The 17,704-nt window shown below is 52.9% G+C and carries 20 protein-coding genes; 2 read left to right on the top strand and 18 right to left on the bottom strand.

What is annotated here, in order from left to right; translation table 11 throughout:
- Positions 1–145: 145 nt before the first annotated feature.
- Complete coding sequence (locus SGR01S_RS22355) at positions 146–1,321, bottom strand: MFS transporter (protein ID WP_061808629.1); 1,176 nt, start codon at positions 1,319–1,321, stop codon at positions 146–148.
- Between the two features lie 106 nt (positions 1,322–1,427).
- Here SGR01S_RS22355 and yafC point away from each other — a divergent pair, with 106 nt between their 5' ends.
- Positions 1,428–2,315 (top strand): DNA-binding transcriptional regulator YafC, encoded by an 888-nt coding sequence (yafC, locus tag SGR01S_RS22350; RefSeq protein ID WP_061808628.1) that lies wholly within the window; start codon positions 1,428–1,430, stop codon positions 2,313–2,315.
- Between the two features lie 42 nt (positions 2,316–2,357).
- On the opposite strand, the gene dkgB is transcribed toward yafC, so the two are convergent.
- The 17 genes from dkgB to SGR01S_RS22265 all read right to left on the bottom strand — a co-directional run bounded on the left by dkgB (position 2,358) and on the right by SGR01S_RS22265 (position 16,828).
- Positions 2,358–3,161: a 2,5-didehydrogluconate reductase DkgB gene (gene dkgB, locus SGR01S_RS22345; protein ID WP_061808627.1), complete on the bottom strand. Its 804-nt coding sequence runs from the start codon at positions 3,159–3,161 to the stop codon at positions 2,358–2,360.
- Positions 3,162–3,301: 140 nt separating this feature from the next.
- Positions 3,302–4,531, bottom strand: coding sequence for a beta-ketoacyl-ACP synthase (locus SGR01S_RS22340; RefSeq protein WP_061808626.1), 1,230 nt, complete (start codon positions 4,529–4,531; stop codon positions 3,302–3,304).
- Entirely contained in the window at positions 4,528–5,259 is a 732-nt protein-coding gene (locus SGR01S_RS22335) for a 3-ketoacyl-ACP reductase FabG2 (RefSeq protein WP_037422936.1), read from the bottom strand. The genes SGR01S_RS22340 and SGR01S_RS22335 overlap by 4 nt, the downstream gene beginning before the upstream one ends.
- A complete protein-coding gene (locus SGR01S_RS22330) occupies positions 5,256–5,729 on the bottom strand; it encodes a hotdog family protein (protein WP_061808625.1) in 474 nt (157 codons plus the stop codon). The genes SGR01S_RS22335 and SGR01S_RS22330 overlap by 4 nt, the downstream gene beginning before the upstream one ends.
- Complete coding sequence (locus tag SGR01S_RS22325) at positions 5,726–6,895, bottom strand: beta-ketoacyl-[acyl-carrier-protein] synthase family protein (RefSeq protein ID WP_061808624.1); 1,170 nt, start codon at positions 6,893–6,895, stop codon at positions 5,726–5,728. The genes SGR01S_RS22330 and SGR01S_RS22325 overlap by 4 nt, the downstream gene beginning before the upstream one ends.
- The gene (locus SGR01S_RS22320; protein ID WP_037422923.1) at positions 6,895–7,467 is read right to left on the bottom strand and encodes a DUF3261 domain-containing protein; all 573 of its coding nucleotides are present in this window, start codon (positions 7,465–7,467) and stop codon (positions 6,895–6,897) included. The genes SGR01S_RS22325 and SGR01S_RS22320 overlap by 1 nt, the downstream gene beginning before the upstream one ends.
- Entirely contained in the window at positions 7,467–9,773 is a 2,307-nt protein-coding gene (locus SGR01S_RS22315) for an MMPL family transporter (protein ID WP_061808623.1), read from the bottom strand. Before SGR01S_RS22315 ends, SGR01S_RS22320 begins: the two co-directional genes overlap by 1 nt.
- Entirely contained in the window at positions 9,763–10,368 is a 606-nt protein-coding gene (locus tag SGR01S_RS22310; RefSeq protein ID WP_037422922.1) for a LolA family protein, read from the bottom strand. Before SGR01S_RS22310 ends, SGR01S_RS22315 begins: the two co-directional genes overlap by 11 nt.
- On the bottom strand, positions 10,365–10,793 hold the full coding sequence (locus SGR01S_RS22305) for an acyl-CoA thioesterase (RefSeq protein WP_061808622.1): 429 nt from the start codon (positions 10,791–10,793) through the stop codon (positions 10,365–10,367). The genes SGR01S_RS22310 and SGR01S_RS22305 overlap by 4 nt, the downstream gene beginning before the upstream one ends.
- Positions 10,790–12,508, bottom strand: a complete 1,719-nt coding sequence (locus SGR01S_RS22300) for a glycosyltransferase family 2 protein (protein ID WP_061808621.1) — start codon at positions 12,506–12,508, stop codon at positions 10,790–10,792. The genes SGR01S_RS22305 and SGR01S_RS22300 overlap by 4 nt, the downstream gene beginning before the upstream one ends.
- Positions 12,499–12,843 (bottom strand): 3-hydroxyacyl-ACP dehydratase FabZ family protein, encoded by a 345-nt coding sequence (locus SGR01S_RS22295; protein WP_037422917.1) that lies wholly within the window; start codon positions 12,841–12,843, stop codon positions 12,499–12,501. The genes SGR01S_RS22300 and SGR01S_RS22295 overlap by 10 nt, the downstream gene beginning before the upstream one ends.
- A complete protein-coding gene (locus tag SGR01S_RS22290; protein WP_061808620.1) occupies positions 12,840–14,213 on the bottom strand; it encodes an AMP-binding protein in 1,374 nt (457 codons plus the stop codon). The genes SGR01S_RS22295 and SGR01S_RS22290 overlap by 4 nt, the downstream gene beginning before the upstream one ends.
- On the bottom strand, positions 14,180–14,764 hold the full coding sequence (locus tag SGR01S_RS22285) for a COG4648 family protein (RefSeq protein ID WP_037426923.1): 585 nt from the start codon (positions 14,762–14,764) through the stop codon (positions 14,180–14,182). Before SGR01S_RS22285 ends, SGR01S_RS22290 begins: the two co-directional genes overlap by 34 nt.
- A gap of 15 nt (positions 14,765–14,779) precedes the next feature.
- Positions 14,780–15,031 carry an acyl carrier protein gene (locus SGR01S_RS22280; RefSeq protein ID WP_012005336.1) on the bottom strand — a complete coding sequence of 84 codons (252 nt, stop codon included), beginning with the start codon at positions 15,029–15,031 and terminating at the stop codon, positions 14,780–14,782.
- Positions 15,032–15,040: 9 nt separating this feature from the next.
- Positions 15,041–15,301, bottom strand: coding sequence for a phosphopantetheine-binding protein (locus SGR01S_RS22275; RefSeq protein ID WP_037426925.1), 261 nt, complete (start codon positions 15,299–15,301; stop codon positions 15,041–15,043).
- A gap of 4 nt (positions 15,302–15,305) precedes the next feature.
- Positions 15,306–16,124, bottom strand: a complete 819-nt coding sequence (locus SGR01S_RS22270) for a lysophospholipid acyltransferase family protein (RefSeq protein ID WP_037426928.1) — start codon at positions 16,122–16,124, stop codon at positions 15,306–15,308.
- Complete coding sequence (locus SGR01S_RS22265; RefSeq protein WP_037426931.1) at positions 16,124–16,828, bottom strand: beta-ketoacyl synthase chain length factor; 705 nt, start codon at positions 16,826–16,828, stop codon at positions 16,124–16,126. Before SGR01S_RS22265 ends, SGR01S_RS22270 begins: the two co-directional genes overlap by 1 nt.
- 298 nt (positions 16,829–17,126) lie before the next feature.
- Between SGR01S_RS22265 and SGR01S_RS22260 the strand changes: the two genes are divergently transcribed.
- On the top strand, positions 17,127–17,516 hold the full coding sequence (locus SGR01S_RS22260) for a hypothetical protein (protein WP_037426934.1): 390 nt from the start codon (positions 17,127–17,129) through the stop codon (positions 17,514–17,516).
- The last annotated feature ends 188 nt before the right edge of the window (positions 17,517–17,704 follow it).

Below are 17,704 nucleotides of genomic sequence, written 5' to 3'. Positions count from 1 at the left end.
GGCTTTTACGGGGCATACCCTTTTCAGTTATAGGGGCGTAAGGCGGGGAATTCAATCTTCTGACAGTATATGTGTGTAAAGGTTGACGGCGGTGAAGCCTAAATGCAAAAAGGCCCGCAAAAGATGCGGGCCACGGAAATGGGGATTAAGCCAGTTGCTGTCGGTATTTTTTATCCAACCGTCCGCTAACGCCGACCAGTAACAGTGCCACCAACACAATCAGTGCACCAATCCACGGCGTTTGCGCCAATCCCAAGCTTGCTACGGTCTGACCGCCAATCACCGAACCCAGTGCAATACCTACGTTAAAGGCCGCTATATTCAGACCGGAAGCGACATCCACGGCATTTGGCGTGTACTGTTCTGCCTTCTGCACGACGTACACCTGCAGGCCCGGAACGTTACCAAAGGCAAATACCCCCATCACGATCACCGTCATCAACGCGGCAACACTATGGCTGGCAGTGAACTGGAACACCAACAGCAACGCGGCCAGCGCGGCAAAAATAAAACTGAGCGCGCGTACCGCCCCGTGTCGATCCGCGAGTTTGCCGCCCCAAATATTACCAATCGCCACAGCAATACCGTAGGCCAACAGGATCCAACTGACAGCCGGAGCAGAAAAGCCCGCCAGTTCCTGCATCATCGGTGCCAGGAAGGTAAAGGTTGTGAACACACCACCGTAGCCCAATGCAGTAATCGCGTAGATCAGCAGCAGGCGTGGATGAGTCAGTACTTTAAACTGCTCGCCAATACTGGCACTGGCCTGATTTTTAATATTGTTTGGCACCAAAATCATGCTGGCTACGGTAGCAATCACGCCGATCAACGACACCGCCAGGAAGGTTTCACGCCAACCAAAGTGCTGACCGATAAAGGTCCCCAATGGTACCCCGGTCACCAGCGCTACCGTCAGGCCTCCAAACATGATGGCAATCGCCGAGGCGGCTTTCTCTTTCGCGACCAGACTGGTGGCAATAGTGGAGCCTATGGAGAAAAACACCCCGTGGGCCAGACCGGTCAGCAGGCGAGCCACCACCAGCGACTCATAGCTTGGCGACTGCCAGGCCAATAAGTTACCCAAGGTAAACAACACCATCAGGCTAATCAGCAACAGTTTGCGTGGTACCCGGCTCGTTAATGCCGTCAGGACCGGTGCTCCAATGGCCACGCTGATGGCATAAATGGTCACCAGCAGTCCGGCTGAAGGGACCGTCACTCCAAGTTGTTCTGCAATCGTCGGGATTAGCCCAACAATCACGAATTCCGTTGTACCGATAGCAAAGGCACTGATGGTCAATGCAAGTAATGCGAGAGGCATCTTTTTTACTCCAAATAGCGTTCAGGTTGATGACGGCTATTATCGGCGTATGGTTAAATGATAAAAATGCTCAAAATATCAAATTAATTTTGCCAAAGGAGCAATAGTGAAAGCGAATTCCGATGAGCTAATCACCTTCGTTACCGTGGTTGAAAGCGGCAGTTTCAGCCGGGCGGCAGAGCGACTGGACCAAGCTAATTCCGTCGTCAGTCGCACGGTCAAGAAGCTGGAAACCAAACTGGGCGTCACGTTGCTCAACCGCACTACGCGCCAAATCAGCCTGACGCAGGAAGGAGAAAACTATTTCCGCCAGGTGCAGAAGGTTCTGAGTGATATGGCTACGGCAGAAAACGCATTAATGGAAAGTCGCCAACGCCCTCAAGGGTTACTGCGCGTCGATGCCGCAACACCGGTGGTATTACACGTATTAACGCCGTTGGTGGCGGAGTTTCGGGCGCTTTATCCGGAAATGTCGTTGTCGCTGGTGTCCTCAGAGAACTTTATCAATCTGATAGAACGTAAGGTCGATATTGCTATTCGCGTCGGCGAATTAACCGACTCCAGCCTGAAAGCACGCAAACTGATGACCAGCTATCGGCAGATACTGGCCTCCCCTGCCTATTTAGCACAGTACGGCACGCCACAATGCGTAGAGGATCTGGCGCAGCACTGCTGCATAGGTTTTAACGATCTACCCAGCCTGAACCGCTGGCCGCTCGCGTGTGCCGACGGCCGACAGTTAGAAATCACCCCAAGCCTGACCACCAACAGCGGTGAAACCCAGCGCCATTTGAGCCTGCACGGTAACGGCATTGCTTGCTTGTCAGATTTTATGACTGAGGCAGATATCAAACGCGGCGATCTGGTACCAATCTTAGTGAAAGAGACACTGCCGGTAGCAATGCCGATCAATGCGGTGTATTACAGTGACAGCGCAGTCAGCAACCGCCTGCGCAGCTTTATCGATTTTATCAGTGAGCGTCTGGCACAATAAAAAAGGCGCCCGTCTGGGCGCCTCGATGCGTATGTTGTCAAATCAATCCCAGTTCGGAGCCAAGCCTTCCGGGCTGACCAAACGGCCATTATTTTCCAACGTGGCGATCTCCGCCATTTCTTCGGCAGTCAGCGTCAACTGTTGCGCCAACAGATTGCTCGCCAGGTTTTCACGTTTGGTCGATGATGGGATTACCGCATAACCCAGTTGCAATGCCCAAGCCAAGATGACTTGAGCCGGGGTAGCATTGCGGCGTGCCGCGATCGCCTTGATAGTCTCATCCTGCAATGCTTTGCCATAAGCCAGCGTCATGTAGGAGGTAATAGCAATGCCATGCTGTTGGGCAAACTCCACCACTTTGCGGTTCTGCAAGTATGGCGAAAGCTCAATCTGGTTTGTGGCAATTTGATCCGCACCCACGACGTCAATTGCCTGTTGCATCAGATCCAGCGTGAAGTTGGACACACCAATCTGACGCGTCAGGCCCAACGCTTTCGCCTCCGCTAACTCAGTCATAAACTCTGCGACAGAGACTTCATCATTCGGTGAAGGCCAATGAATTAAGGTTAAATCAACATAGGAGGTTTGCAGCTTTGCCAGACTTTCTTGCAGGCTTGGGATCAGCTTGCCCTTCGCCAGATTGGCGATCCAAATCTTGGTAGTGATGAACAGTTCGTCACGCGGAACACCGCTGGCGGCAATCGCCTGGCCTACCGCCGCTTCGTTCTCATAGATTTGTGCAGTATCAATGACACGATATCCCAGTGCCAGTGCTGTGCTGACCGAATCGATCACGACCTGATCCTGAAGACGGAAAGTGCCTAAACCAAATGCAGGGATGCCCATAATTTTATTCTCTCATTAGGATGTTAAAGCGATATGAGAGGATTATGGCAACTGTTTTGTTGTTCAAAAACGCCCTATTGTGCATAAGACTTTTGATTAAACAGCAACAATTGCCGAGGTGAGCCCCCGGCAATGAGGAGTTATGCCCAACGACGCAGGATTAGCGAGGTATTGATACCACCAAACGCGAAGTTGTTCGATTGCACAAATTCGGTATCAATTTGGCGATAGTCGCCCATAATGTAATCCAGATCACCACAGGTGCTGTCCGGCTGACTGAGATTAATCGTTGGGGCAAAGCTGCCTTCGCGCATCATCTCCAGCGCCATCCAGGCTTCCAATGCACCACAAGCACCCAGCGTATGACCAAAATAACTTTTTAATGAAGAGATCGGCGTACGGTTACCGAAAATGGCTGCCGTTGCCTGGCTTTCCGCGATATCACCACGGTCTGTTGCCGTCCCATGAGCGCTGATATAGCCGATATCGCCGGTTGCCAACCCAGACTCTTTCAGTGCCTGTTGCATGCAAACCTGCATGGTTTCCTGCTGAGGCTGGGTAATATGTGCCGCATCACAGTTGGTCGCAAAGCTGATAATTTCACCGTAAATAGTGGCACCACGCGCCAACGCATGCTCCAACGACTCCAGAATCAACGTTCCCGCGCCTTCGCCAATGACCAAACCGTCTCGCTGACGATCAAACGGACGAGGTGATAGCTCGGGGTGATCGTTTTGCTGGCTGGTGGCAAACAACGTGTCGAACACCGCGGCCTCCGAAGGACATAGCTCTTCAGCGCCTCCCGCCACCATCACCGTTTGATAGCCGTGGCGAATACTCTCGTAAGCGTAACCAATCGCCTGGCTGCCCGACGTACAGGCGCTGGAGGTCGGGATCACTCGGCCCCGCAAGCCGAAGAACAGGCCTGCATTTACCGCCGCAGTATGAGGCATCATCTGCACATAGGTGGTACCGGTAATATTGCCGGTGTGCTTTTCGGTCAACATGGTGGCGAACTCACTGACTGGTTTGGTACTGCCGGTCGATGAGCCGTAGGCGATGCCGGTCTCACCGTTGGTCAATACGGCCTCACCCAGTAGTCCTGCTTGCTCCAGCGCCAATTCGGTCGCCCGAGTCGCCAGTAATGAAACACGTCCCATCGAACGGATACGCTTGCGGGTGTAGTGATCCGGCAACACGAAATTCTCGACCGGTGCGCCGAGGTGAGTATTCAGCCCTTGATACTCTTCCCATTGTGACATGTAACGCACGGCATTCTTGCCCTGCCTCAGTCGGCTGGACACGTCCACCCAATTATTGCCAAATGCGGTGATACCCGCCATACCAGTAACGACCACGCGCTGTGTCATACCATTCCTCCATTAATGGAAATGACTTGCCGCGTCACATAACCGGCAACATCTGACATCAGGTAGCTGGCTAACCCCGCCACTTCTTCCGCCGACCCCATACGTTTGAGCGGGATAGCGCGCATTGCTTCATCCAGCGCGGCCGGCTCCATGTCGATCATCCCTGTGTCAATCAGGCCTGGTGCAATACAGTTAACCGTAATTTTGCGCTTTGCCAGCTCAATTGCCAGCGCCTTACAGGCACCAATCACACCGGCCTTGGCCGCACTGTAGTTGACCTGCCCACGGTTGCCCATCACGCCGGAAACCGACGACAGCGCGACGATCCGCCCCCCCTTGCGCAGGCCAATCATCGGCATAACACAAGGGTGTAGCACGTTGTAGAAGCTGTCGAGATTGGTATGGATCACGCCATCCCAGTCGTCTTCACTTAATGCCGGGAAAGCACCGTCGCGGGTGATCCCCGCATTGTTCACCACGCCGTAATAAGCACCGTGGGTGTCGATATCCTGCTCTAGCCGCTCACGGCACTCAATACGGTTGCTGATATCAAACTGAATCAACCGCCCTTGCCCGCCAGCACTGACAATCTGCTGCAGCGTGTGTTCTGCCCCGGTCTTATCGCTGTGGTAGTGAACTACAATCAAAAAGCCATCCGCAGCCAAGCGGCAGGCAATCGCCTGGCCGATTCCTTTGCTGGCGCCGGTGACTAAAACGGAACGCATCATGCGTCTCCCCTTAAGGTCGTTAATTGAATAATTTCTTGTTGATCAGGCTGATAGGTGTTCAACCTTCCCTGTGCGATCTGCACATTATTGATACTAATTTCACACTCAAAACTGGCTAATTTTTCATCTTTCAACAGCTGGTGCACGCTCACCAACAGTTCGCTGCCTGCGGGAAAGGATGACAGTTCGCAGCGAATCGCGCGCCCGCCAAGCAGCATGCCAAGCTGGGGTGGCTGAGCGCTCTGGCGACCATGCCATCCACTCCATACGCCAATCGCCTGCGCCATCAGCTCAATACCATACCAGCCTGGTAATGCACCCTGCGCGTCAAGGAAAGGTGCCAGCACGCCATCGCCGCTAACCTTAACCGCACATATTGCATGTTCTTCCCCCACTTCCAGTACCCGCTCCAGCAGTACCATCGGAGAAGCGTGGGGCAAGTAGTATTCGGCGGTGTGATACGGATTCATGGGGCATCTCCCAACAGCAGACAAGCGTTATTGCCACCGAAGGCAAACGAATTGGACAAGATTGTACGTGGCCCCAAAGACTGCGGCCGGCAAACCAGACCGATAGTTGCCAGTTCAGCATCGCGTGGTACAACGCTGAAATCCTGCTGTGGCAACGGCAGTTGCTCGGTCAGCAGCAACCAACTCAACGCAGCTTCTACGGCACCGGCTGCGCCCAGCGTGTGACCCGTAAGATGTTTGGTGGAACTACAGGGTGTTTGGGAACCAAACAGGCGATTAACCACTTGAGCTTCAACCTGATCGTTCAGCCGCGTGGCGGTACCATGCAAATTAATATAACCGATCTGCTCGACGCCTAAATCAGCCTGCCGCAGCGCCATTGTGATAGCCCGCTCGGCGCCTTCACCTGCCGGATGCGGCGCCGACATATGCCAGGCATCCGAAGACTCACCGACGCCCAGCAGCGCCACGGGGGCCGGTTCCCGCGTTAATAACATCAGTGCAGCGGCTTCGCCGATATTAATACCGCTGCGCCCGGTCGCAAAAGGTGTGCAGCGATCCGCAGACAGTGATTCCAGACTGTTGAATCCATTGATTGGCATTTGGCACAGACTGTCAGCACCGCCGACAATCGCCGCATCCACCAGCCCTGCATCAATCAGGCGTTTGCCGCTGATGATGGCACGAGCACTCGATGAACAGGCAGTAGACAGAGTATACGCCGGGCCACGAGTCGCGAGAAAAGCACTGAGGAACTGGCCCGGATCGCCCAACTCCTGCTGCTGGTAATCATAACCCTGCGGCCACTGCCCTGCCTGGTACTGTTGTAAGGCCAACTCGCCCTCGTGGATCCCCGAAGTACTGGTCCCCATGATCACCGCGACACGTGACACACCGTAACGGGCAATAGCCTCGCGCACTGGCACGTCGATCTGGGCCAACGCCGCCAGCAGCAGACGATTGTTGCGAGAATTATGCTGTTTGAGTGACTCAGGAATTGTGGGTAATTCCCCCTGCACGTTGCCAAACCAGGATGGTGCGCCACCGATAAGCCATTGCGTCTGCTGCTGCATCCCCGGAGACACGCCCCGCGCAAGATTTTCTGCAATCTGCGGCAAGCTATTACCCAGTGCATTCACCATTCCTACGGCGGAGAAGTAGATCATTATTCGCTCCCCAGGTTCTGTATGGTGATGCGATAGTGGAAGGCAGATTGTGTAATAGAGAGTGGTTCACGCCGCCCATCTGTCTGCTGGTAACGAATTTCACTGACGATCACCCCGCGATCATCATACAGACGGCGCACCTGCGGTTGATCCTCTAAGCGCCATCCCGCAGGCAACAAGGGTTGCCAATTTGCTACCGGCCAATAGCTCAGCATAATGTCGGCTAGCACTTGGCTGGCTGGTGGCAATTCCCCCACCTTGATCAACTGTTCGGTACGGATACCCTGGTGATCATAGGTCAGGTTGAACAAACGAATACCGAGCGGCGACATTCCCACAAGTTGCAGACGCTGGCCGTCGGCATTGAGCAATACCAGCATCGAATGCTGCTGCCCTTTAACGTTGGCAGTCAGTAACTGTTGCTGATTGAACGGCTGAGCCAATGTCGGCGCAGGTAATGTTACCCGGGTACCGGGCTTCAGCCAGGCTTGCGGCAGGGTTTGATCCTGCGAACTGGCACAACCGGCCAGCACGGTGACCAGCATTAACAACATCATTCGTAAGCCGTGCATCAGGCTTTTCCTCTTTTTCTTTTTGTTGCTAACGTCAGCGGCGCCAACAGAAATGCCACGGCAATTCCGCTGCTCAAAACGATACCAAAACTGCTGATGGCCTGCGTATGACTCAGCACTAACATGCCGAAGGTCAGTTGAGTGGTGAATACCGCCATAAAGATGGCGAACATCGAGGTGGTCGGGGTACCACGGGGATTGGTAAAGAACAGCGTATAGTTAATACCAATCCCCAGTACCAGCACCAGTGCCAATAACGAGAACAAATTCAACGTATGGCCACTCAATGCCAATACCGCAATGCCGCTGCCCAGTGACAACAGCGTTGGCACCATACAGCGCAGGCCATGGCGCAAACCAAAACGCCAGAGATAAATAAGCGCAATCGCCGCCACTGACAGCATTAGCAAATACGAGAGATACAACCGGTATTGCCCAAAGAGTTCACTGAATTCGGTTTTTCGGTCGATCCACCCGGTGCCCGGCACTTGCTTAGCCAATGTCTGCATCGCCGCACTGTTCTGCACGCCGTTCACCGGTACCAACACCGCACTGCGTCCATCAGGTAACGTCAACCACAGCAGCCGCCAGCCCTCGCTGACCACACTGCCCATCCACAGTTCCGGTGTCACCCATTCAGGCGTTAAGTCCGGGGCTTTCAGCGCCAAATCCGCCTGCTGTAACTGCGCCATCACCTGGGGTACAACCCGTTGTAACAAGGCAACGTTCTGCTGTTGACGCTGAAGCGAAGGCAAAGGTAACAATCGATAATCCGCCAGAATGCCTTGCCGTTTAGCCTGTGCCAGCTTGGGCTGTAACAGCTCCAGCCGCTGGAGCAATTGTTCGGCATTGGTGCCGTAGACCACCAGCCATTTCTGATCGTTATGCTGCCCAGTTAGAGCCGCAATACGTTGTTCCTGTTGCTGCAGTTCCATTGGCAATGCCTGCAATTGCCCGATATCGTCGTCCACCTTCAGTTGGCTAAAACCGACGACCACCAGCAACAGCAGTGCTCCGGGTAACCCATAACGCAGCACTGGCCGATGACGCCAGGCATGCAGCCAACGCAGAATCAGTGTTAATCCCGGCGCCGGACGCACGGGTAGCCGACGCGATAACCGAGGATACCAACATATAACTGTGACGCAGGCCGCACTTAGCCCCGCAGCGGCAAACACCGCCAGCTGCTGTAAGCCCGGGAATGGCGCAATCAGCAGTGCCAGATAGGCAACCACGGTGGTCACTAGCGCCATCGACAAGGCAGGTAACAGTTTCTGCAAACTGGCTAAAGGCGTCGATTGCTGACCATGTACCATACGTTCGGTCAGGAAATAGAGCGTGTAATCCGCCGAAATGCCGACAATGCTGATGCTCAACACCAGCGTCATCAAATGTATTTCCCCAAACGCCAGCAACGTAGCGACAGTGCCCGCCAATGCGCCAATGCTCACTGACAGCGCGCACAACAACAACGGCAATGGCGAGCGGAACATCAACAACACCAATAAAAACACGCCCACGACCGACGCCAGGCCAATAGTGGAAATATCCCGTTCGGCCTGTTGGCTAGCGTAGTTGCTGTAAAACAGTGTGCCGCGGTTCAGCACCTCTGCACCCGGCCAGCGTTGTTGCAGTTGTTGCTGCAACGCTGTCAGTTTATCCACCGTCCGTCGGGCACTGGTGATGTCATAAGAAGATGCACTTAACTCCGCATGCAGCAGATACCAACTGCGGCCTTGTACGTCGCGCGCCACCAGCCAGCCGTTGGACAGACTCAACAATCCCCCGTTTTGCTGCTGCGCCAATTGCGAGGCCCGAACCAGCATCAATGGATCGTTGGCCAGTTCTTTACCGCTGACGCCAGCGAAAGCTGAATAGAGTTGTCCCAGAATCCACTGGCTTTGTGCATCCGGTCCTTGCTGGAGCCGTTGCCGGGTAGCGTCATCCAACAGCACATTACGATGCTGATAGAAAAATCGCCCCCACTGCTGTTGGCGATGCGCATCCATTGGCCCGCCAACCTGCTGCAGTTCGGGCATCTGCCGTAATTGCTGCCACCACCAATTTACTGCCGCACTATCCGCTCCTGGAGGTGGACTCACCAACCACATCAGTTGCCGATCGAGCCGGCGACTGAAGCCATCAGCCAGTTCATCCGGTACGCCCTCCAGCTGCTGCTTCGGTAATAACGCCAAGACGCTACTGTTAATCTGGCTACGCGGCAGCAGCCAGCACAGCGCTGCAAGTAATAGCAGGCAAATCGCCAACCAACCAAACGCTAACCGCCGGTGCAATTCAGGACGCAAAACGCTGTTGCTCCTCAGCCGTCAGTGTTTGGGGTGTCGTTTTCTGGTTAAAGAAACGGATATGCGTAGCGTCACTTTGCATATCATCAATATCAATAGTTTCCAGGAATTGCTCGCCATTGAGAGTAATGCGTTTGAACAGCTTGTCGAGCGGCGTGGTTTTTGGCGTCAGCACCAGTCGCCATTGGTTATTACCCAGATCGCTGAACTGCAAAGCAAAGTTTTGCTCCAGTGCCTGGCTGTCAGCGTGAAACAGTGCGGTCAGTAGATGGTTGAACTGGAACATCTGCGGGTTGTTTTCCGCCGTTACTACCTGCGGTGGCTGGCCCGCCAGAGTTTGTACCATACGTTTATCATCCAACAGCAAGGTCAACGGGAAGGGTTTTTGTTGCGCCCACCATAGCCCCTTTTGCTGAGAAATCAGCAGCTCACCACTGGACTTCAAGGGTTTTGCCATACCGCTAATGCTGCGTTGCTGTTCGAACTCAGCACGCAGTACCGGCTGTTGGCTAAAGCGCTGTTGCAGTTCCGGCAACGTTACCGCCTGCACGCTCACACTGAAAAAGGTAACGATCGCCAGCATCCAAAATTTCATTGTGCCTCCTCGATGTTATCCAACAACACCTGCGGCGAAACAAAGCACATTTCTTTGCTGGCAATCTCTACCGCCACCTGAATAGTATGCCCGCGAGTGGTCAACTGACCGCTGTGCGCGTCAAGGATACGGTAGCCAATACGCAGGCGATTTTCATATTCCTCCAACTCGGCACAGACAATGATTTTCTGTTCAAACATCACTGGGGCAATATATTTCACTCGTGTGTCGACGATCGGCCAAACATAGCCCGATGCCTGCATTTGCCGGTAGCCATAGTTAAACTGTTTCAGCAAAGCCTCACGGGCGATTTCAAAATAGCGGAAGTAGTTGCCATGCCAGACCACACCCATAGCATCGGTATCATGGAAAGGAATGGTGATCTCAACCTTGACGGAGAATCGCGGATCGTCTTTTAGCTTCATGTCTCAGGCCTCTGTTGCGATGACGGTTGCGACGCCAACTGCCAGAAATCGAAAAAATTAAACCAGTCGAGCGGCGCCAACAGACAATAATGTTCCAGCCGCGCGGCATACTGGTCCACAGCCTCTTGCAACGCCTGCTGACGTTGCTGGCGCGGTAAGATTAGCGGATCGGCAAAGGGTTCAAAATAAACGTTAAGATGCCCCTGATGCTTGAGGCCAAACATCAAAAATACCGGGCAGCGCAACGCGGCGGCCAGAACAAACGGGCCCTGTGGAAACGGTGCGGGATGGTCGAGGAAATGGCTCCACACGACGCGCGGCTGCTCACCACGCTGATATTTGCCCGCTGAAGTGCGATCACCCACGATCGCCACCCATTCACCGGCATCCAGTTTATCCTGCAAGCGCATAGCCGTTTCCGGCCCCAACGACGTCACTGAGATCAAATTCAGATTGGCGCGAGGATTAACCTCTTTCATCAACTGATTGAAACGCTCGGCGTGTTCCGTAAACACCAGAGCATTAACAGTCACGCCGGAACCCAACTCCCCCAATGCCCGACAGGATTCAATGTCTCCCAAATGCGAGGCCAGAATTAAGGTTCCCTTGCCGCTGGCAATCTGATGTTCGCATAGCGAAGGATTCACCAGCCTGATATCTCTCAGCTCGCCCTGCCAACTTGCCAGCTTATTAAGCATCGCATCACCAAACCGCATAAAGTGACGGAAGCTGTCGAGTGGCTCGGGCAACGGCTGCTGCCTGCTTTGGGCAAACAACCGCAAACGTTGTAAATACTCTCGCGATGCCTCGCGCTGAGTGCGGCCTGTCAGCCAGAAATAGCCGATTACCGGATACAACAACAGCTGAAAGGCCCGGCGACCGAACAGACGGTACACCCGTAACATCAGCCGAATACCCCACAGGCCTTGACGCTCCTGCGTCGCCGACCAATGCTCTGGAGCAGCGAACCGACGCCGCTGGCGCAACAAGCGGGGAATGCGCGGTAACATGCCGAAAAATAAACGGGTATGCATCCAGGATATGCGCAAATTATCGCGCAGCGCATCGAAGTGGGAAACGCCGTCGACAGGATAGGTTACGCGTGTGGGTAGAAAACGGCTCGCGACGCCCTGCCAGTACAATCTGACCATCACTTCGGTATCAAAATCCATGCGTTTGCCAAGCGGTTGGCGTGTCGTCAACGCCAGCGTCGGCGCCACCGGATAGACACGAAAACCGCACATGCTGTCTTTCAACGACAACGACAAGGTTTCAATCCACACCCAGACATGGGTGACGTAGCGGCCATACAAACGCGCTTTCGGCACTGAGCTGTCATAAACAGGCCGACCGGAAATCAGACAGTCTGGGTAAGTGCGCGCTTCAGTAATCATTGCCGGGATATCGCTCAGTTGATGCTGACCGTCGGCATCCACCTGTAAAGCATGGCTGTAGCCCTGCCGTTGTGCCAACTGCAAACCGGCTATCACTGCCGCACCTTTGCCTTGATTTTGCTCCAGCCGCAGCAACATGACCCATGGCAGCCCGGCAGCCAACCGCTGCAATTCCTGAGCAGTCGTGGGATCACTACCATCATCGACGATCAGGCATGGCAAATCATAGCCAGCCAGCGCAGCCAGCACTGCTGCCATCATCTGCCCGTGATTGAAACAGGGAATAACAATGCAGGGAGAGAATGGTGCACTCACTGACATAATGAGATCTTGCCGCTGCTGGCCGTCGCCTCACCCACGCGGTAGCTAAACAGCAACTTATGTCGCGCTGGCTGCCATTCAAGCTGCAACGTCACTGTTTGTTCTGGCAGCAAGGGTTGTTGAAACTTTACCACTTCGATCCCTCTAAACTCGGCCTCAATAGCCAGCAACTGACGCGCATACTGCATGACCCAGTTCAACTGCGTGACCCCCGGCAAGATCGGGTGTTCTGGAAAATGACCACGGAACCAAAACAGCCCGGCAGGTAAACGTAGTTGCAGGCTGGCATGGGTAGCATCACTCACCTGTTGTTGCAGCACCTCAGGTTGCATCATAAAAACAGCTCCTGTAGTTCGGCATAGGCGCGTTTACCTTGTGGGTTAAGCGGGATAACGTCGATAATACGCCAATGGCGCGGCAGGGCCACCGGCTCCAGCCAGCCTCGTAACGCCTGATGCAACTCACGAGTAAATTCCCCTTCGGACAAGGTATGCCGGCGCGTTTCACCATACGAAGACAGCACAATCACCGCCGCCAATACAGTGCGCCCTCTTTGCTGTTGCGTTAACACTGCAGCATCGGCGATCTCCGGCAGTGAAATTAAGCGTTGCTCGACTTCGGTTAGCGACAGACGTTTCTCTTCCAGCTTGATAATACGGTCTGCACGGCCTTTTAACTGAAATTGGCGGCCATCTGGCGCAAGCTGAATAAGATCGCTCAGCACCAGTTCCCCAGTATCGGGTATTAATGGGGACGCAACGTGGACACTGTCATCGGAGTTCACCGTTAACTTTACATCCGAAAACGGCTGCCACAATGTGGCCTCGCGATATTGCCTGCGCCAGGCCAGTGTGCCAGTTTCCGTCGTGCCATAAATTTCCAACGGCAATACGCCCAGCGCTTGCTGAGACAGCATCGCCTCAGCACAGGATAGCGGGCCACCTGCGGAAAGAACATCAACGCACTCTGCAACAGCCAACCGGTTATCCAACCGTTTAAGCCACGCAGGGCTACTGACTAACACCAAACGCCGCCCCTGATGCTGAGCAATCAACTGTTCATGGTATCGCGTCAACTGGGCATCAAATGGCAGACCCAAAGCCAGTGGCAGGAATAATCGAAAACTCAGGCCATACATATGTTGATGAGAGACTGTAGCCACGACGCAACATCCCTGGAAAGCATCGCCCCAGGTTGCTGCCAGCAGTTCGCTTTCGCGATCCATACAGCCCACCGATTTATTCACCGCTTGCGGTTGGCCGGTCGAGCCGGAGGTATAAAGGATAAATCGTGGGTCTTGCGGCCAGGCAGGCAGTGCTACCTCCGTACTGCCCCCTTCTGCTACCGGCAAAATCGGTACATCAAGATCGAGGGGTAAATCAGTTAGCAGTGCGTCGAAGTCTGCCCGCTGCTCTTTGAGGATAGCTTCGCGCTGATGACCAAAAATTACCGGCACTCTGTTGGCATACAAAGAGGCCAACAACGCAACGGCAAAACGATAGCTATCATCAAAACACAGCGCCCACCGATGCTCTTCCCTACTCATCAGTTTCTTGGTCAATGCCGCAACGTCACGGCGAAATTGGCCGAGGCATAATGTCTCGGCGCCACGCCAGGCAATAAGCACCGAATCGTCGCGCGCCGAACTTAGCCATTGGCTCATCGGTAAACTCAGATGTGCCTGATCCTTTTCCTGACTATCCATTCAATACCCATTAATGCCCCCATCAGCAGGTAGCTGATGCCGCCGTTATACAACGTCCAGAGTGTTATATCCCCAGACAGACAGGTTGCCAGCGCTATTGCACCGTTAACAATAAAGAACCCGCACCAGACCTGAGTCACCTTGCGAGTATAAGCCACGCCAACGGCATCCAACTGTGGCTCGGTTATACGCGCCAACCGCTCAACCACCGTGGGTGGTGCAAACAACGAGTACACAAACAGTAACAACAGCAATGCGTTGACCAGTACCGGGTAATACAGCAACCAATAACTCTGTTTCAGTGCCCAACTGGCAAGCGCCAGCAAGATGCCGACAATGGCCAAGGCTTTGCCCAACCACATTTGCTGACGCAATTTACCGCGCAGTACAAACAGACGAAGGGTAAAGACCGTCACCAATAACGGCGCCAAGACAGTGGTTCCCCAGTGCGATAAACCAACCCAAACAGCCAACGGGTAAAGCAGTAGAACTAGCCAGGTCGCAACCTGTAACAGCCGCAAGATTCCATTTAGCCAAGGAATGGTCTTCACCTTCACGCCCTGATCTTAGCTGTCTGACTTCAGTAACTCATCGATGGCATCAACCACGTCTTGCACGGTGCGTACCGACTTGAACATTTCCGGCTTAATCTTCTTACCGGTTGTTTTTTGCAGGTGTACCACTAGATCCACAGCATCAATACTGTCCAGCTCTAACTCTTCGTACAACCGAGACTCGGGTTTGATGTCATCAGCATCCAACTCAAACAGCTTGACCAGTAGCGCCTGAATTTGCAGGTAAATTTCTTGCTTATCCATGAAAACCTCTTATTTGCTACGCTGTGCAGAAACAAACTTCGCCAGCGTTTCCACGGAATAAAAATGTTGGCGCATATCTTGGCTTTCAGCCGACAGCACCACGCCATAACGGTTCTTTAATGCTAAACCCAGCTCCAATGCGTCAATGGAGTCCAAACCCAGTCCATCACCAAACAGCGGCGCTTCGGCGTCAATCTCCTCCGGTGTCATACCTTCAAGATTGAGCGTATCAATGATCAATTGCTTGATTTCAGAGCTCAATAAATTCATTACACTATTTCTCATTATTTATAGAATCTGACTGTAAAGCGTCAGTTAAATGCTGGGTTAATCTTCTTGCCGCGAGGGCGGGAGAAACGTCATTCGCATGTATGAATGCGCGAGCGTCGATCTTATCCTGAACGGTGATGCGGAACTGCGGTTTTATCGGCGGGATCTTATACCATTTACCCTGCTTCGTCAGCATGGGTGGCTGGCAGTGGATATGCACCACGCGGATATCACACTGGCTACGAAGCGCAATATTGGCAGCCCCTCGTTGCAGTGACAACGCCTTACCCGGCGTAGTGCGTGTTCCTTCAGGAAAGATCAGGATAGTCCCACCGCTAGCTAAACGTTGCCGGCACTGTTCCAACAGGATATCCGACTGCGCATTTGCCAGATAGCCCGCAGCTTTGATCACACCACTGACAAACACGTTGCTCAGTAATGCTTCCTTGACGATACAGTCGCAGCGCGGCATCTGTGAAGCCAGCAACACATAATCCAGCAGGCTGGGATGGTTAGCGATCACCAGACAGCCATTGTCCTCACTCAAGCGTTCAACGTTGTCGAAATGGTAATCCAGTACACCGAAAAAGCGCGTCGTTGCCAAAAAGAAACGGAAGCTATGTCGGATCGAGTTTTGGGTCAGTCGACTACGGCGCGCAGGATCGCGAACCACCAGACGCATCAGGTTAAACCAAACACCTGATAGCAGCAGGCCACCCAGGCCGAAAAGTGAAAAGCAAAAGCCGGTGGCCACAACCCGCCAACAGCGATTAAACCAAGACGATTGTTCAGGCACACTTTCCGCAGATATCGTCGTCGCCATCAGCGCCCCCACAACCAGTCGTGCCGTGGCCCCGGAACAGTAAATTCATCATCAGTGCGCAACCAACCGCGCAAAAATGACAGACTCTGTGGCTCCTGACAGGCAGTAGGCCCGGCGTCTACAACGTTGCAATGCAGTGAACCGCCACTTTCCAACAATAACGCGACAGCATAGGGATATGAGTTCACGGGAACAAAAGGCCGGTAAACATCCGGCACAACACCGTCAAAATCAATTAATAGCACCCGTTCCGCACTGCCCGTCGCCAATACGGCCTGAGCCTCAATCATACCCTGCTGAAAGCTGTCTTCACCGGCAGCCAATGATGTAGTTGGCAAGGTATTCTTCGCCATAATCGTTAACCAACCTGCAGCCGTGTTGTGCACCGACATGGCAAAATCCGTTGGCGATAGCGGCTGGTCCTGATGCAGGTGTTGGAGAATTTTGTGTGTCCGCTCTAATTCACCATGACGGCTGGTAAAGATCGCCATATCCGCCTGAAAGTCATTCAGTAAGATTAACCCACTCTCTACTGCCAAACGCGTTCCGGCACTCATCCGACGCAGCGACATCATGGGAATATGCGAACAGCCAGGTAATGTGCCCTGAGATTCAGTAGTAAATGAGTTATCCGTAGCCCATTGACGCCAAGCTTCACGCGTTCCACGATCGGGAGCCATTGCCCACCAACTGAGTATATTCATGTCGCCGCCATATTAAGGGTATTACCGGTCAGAAAAATTGCGTGGGTAAATTTATTATATCTGACCTCAGATTGCATTCCCAAAATTCCTATTTTTGCGCGGAATATTCAATTAAAATATTAGGGTTACTTATCGACATAACTTCGTAGGACTTGAGCAAAAAGAGAATTATCACGATGAAAAGCAGCAATATTTGTCGAAAAGGGTCTATAGAGGTATCTTATTGAAGGACAACCATACATCATTCTTCGTGTATGGCTAATACATTACCTATTTACGACCGCTCATGGAAAAGAGTATGAAACCATTAAAGCTCATTTTAACTGGCGTATTCGCCGCAGTCCTGATCAGTGGGTGTGCTGGCACCGCGCCGGTAAAAAACATCAATCAGAATGTTGTAGGTAGTCACACTGATGCACAAGTACGCCAGGCGATTCTCTCTGCCGGGTTGAATCGCAGCTGGATGCTGAATCCGACAAGTGATGGCGTGATCGATGGCAAAATCCTGTTACGCGGGCACAGTGCCAACATCCACATCACTTACAATGCAAATAGTTATCAGATTAAGTATCTAGACAGCAGTAATATGGATGCCAAAGAGGGAAAGATTCACCCAAACTATAACCGTTGGGTGGCCAATCTCGATAAAGATATACAGATAGAACTGGCACGTCAGAATATTAAATAACAATAATAAGAAGCATTAATCCGGCAGAGATAATGCTGCCGGGTATATTGTTCTTTATATTGGTATTCATTTAGATAATTATTTATAAAAACAGGATTTCACCACATAAATCACGTAGGAATATTATGTTTTTTTGGATTTTGAATATGAAAAAGCCCTGAGTCATAGACTCAGGGCTTATCAATTAG

Origin of the sequence: Serratia grimesii NBRC 13537, assembly GCF_001590905.1 — a bacterium.
GTDB classification, from domain to species: Bacteria; Pseudomonadota; Gammaproteobacteria; order Enterobacterales; family Enterobacteriaceae; genus Serratia; species Serratia grimesii.
The sequence above is the reverse complement of the archived record's forward strand: the minus strand, read 5'-3'. Positions and strand labels throughout refer to the sequence as shown.

Coding starts and splice junctions, on each gene's coding strand:
- SGR01S_RS22320 (WP_037422923.1), bottom strand. CDS start 7,467: ATGCACGGCTTACGAATGATGTTGTTAATGCTGGTCACCGTGCTGGCC.
- SGR01S_RS22280 (WP_012005336.1), bottom strand. CDS start 15,031: ATGGATAAGCAAGAAATTTACCTGCAAATTCAGGCGCTACTGGTCAAG.
- SGR01S_RS22265 (WP_037426931.1), bottom strand. CDS start 16,828: ATGAATATACTCAGTTGGTGGGCAATGGCTCCCGATCGTGGAACGCGT.
- SGR01S_RS22295 (WP_037422917.1), bottom strand. CDS start 12,843: ATGATGCAACCTGAGGTGCTGCAACAACAGGTGAGTGATGCTACCCAT.
- dkgB (WP_061808627.1), bottom strand. CDS start 3,161: ATGGGCATCCCTGCATTTGGTTTAGGCACTTTCCGTCTTCAGGATCAG.
- SGR01S_RS22340 (WP_061808626.1), bottom strand. CDS start 4,531: ATGACACAGCGCGTGGTCGTTACTGGTATGGCGGGTATCACCGCATTT.
- SGR01S_RS22355 (WP_061808629.1), bottom strand. CDS start 1,321: ATGCCTCTCGCATTACTTGCATTGACCATCAGTGCCTTTGCTATCGGT.
- SGR01S_RS22275 (WP_037426925.1), bottom strand. CDS start 15,301: ATGAATTTATTGAGCTCTGAAATCAAGCAATTGATCATTGATACGCTC.
- SGR01S_RS22305 (WP_061808622.1), bottom strand. CDS start 10,793: ATGAAGCTAAAAGACGATCCGCGATTCTCCGTCAAGGTTGAGATCACC.
- SGR01S_RS22310 (WP_037422922.1), bottom strand. CDS start 10,368: ATGAAATTTTGGATGCTGGCGATCGTTACCTTTTTCAGTGTGAGCGTG.
- SGR01S_RS22325 (WP_061808624.1), bottom strand. CDS start 6,895: ATGATCTACTTCTCCGCCGTAGGAATGGTGAATGCACTGGGTAATAGC.
- SGR01S_RS22290 (WP_061808620.1), bottom strand. CDS start 14,213: ATGGATAGTCAGGAAAAGGATCAGGCACATCTGAGTTTACCGATGAGC.
- SGR01S_RS22270 (WP_037426928.1), bottom strand. CDS start 16,124: ATGGCGACGACGATATCTGCGGAAAGTGTGCCTGAACAATCGTCTTGG.
- SGR01S_RS22330 (WP_061808625.1), bottom strand. CDS start 5,729: ATGAATCCGTATCACACCGCCGAATACTACTTGCCCCACGCTTCTCCG.
- SGR01S_RS22300 (WP_061808621.1), bottom strand. CDS start 12,508: ATGTCAGTGAGTGCACCATTCTCTCCCTGCATTGTTATTCCCTGTTTC.
- SGR01S_RS22335 (WP_037422936.1), bottom strand. CDS start 5,259: ATGATGCGTTCCGTTTTAGTCACCGGCGCCAGCAAAGGAATCGGCCAG.
- SGR01S_RS22260 (WP_037426934.1), top strand. CDS start 17,127: ATGAAACCATTAAAGCTCATTTTAACTGGCGTATTCGCCGCAGTCCTG.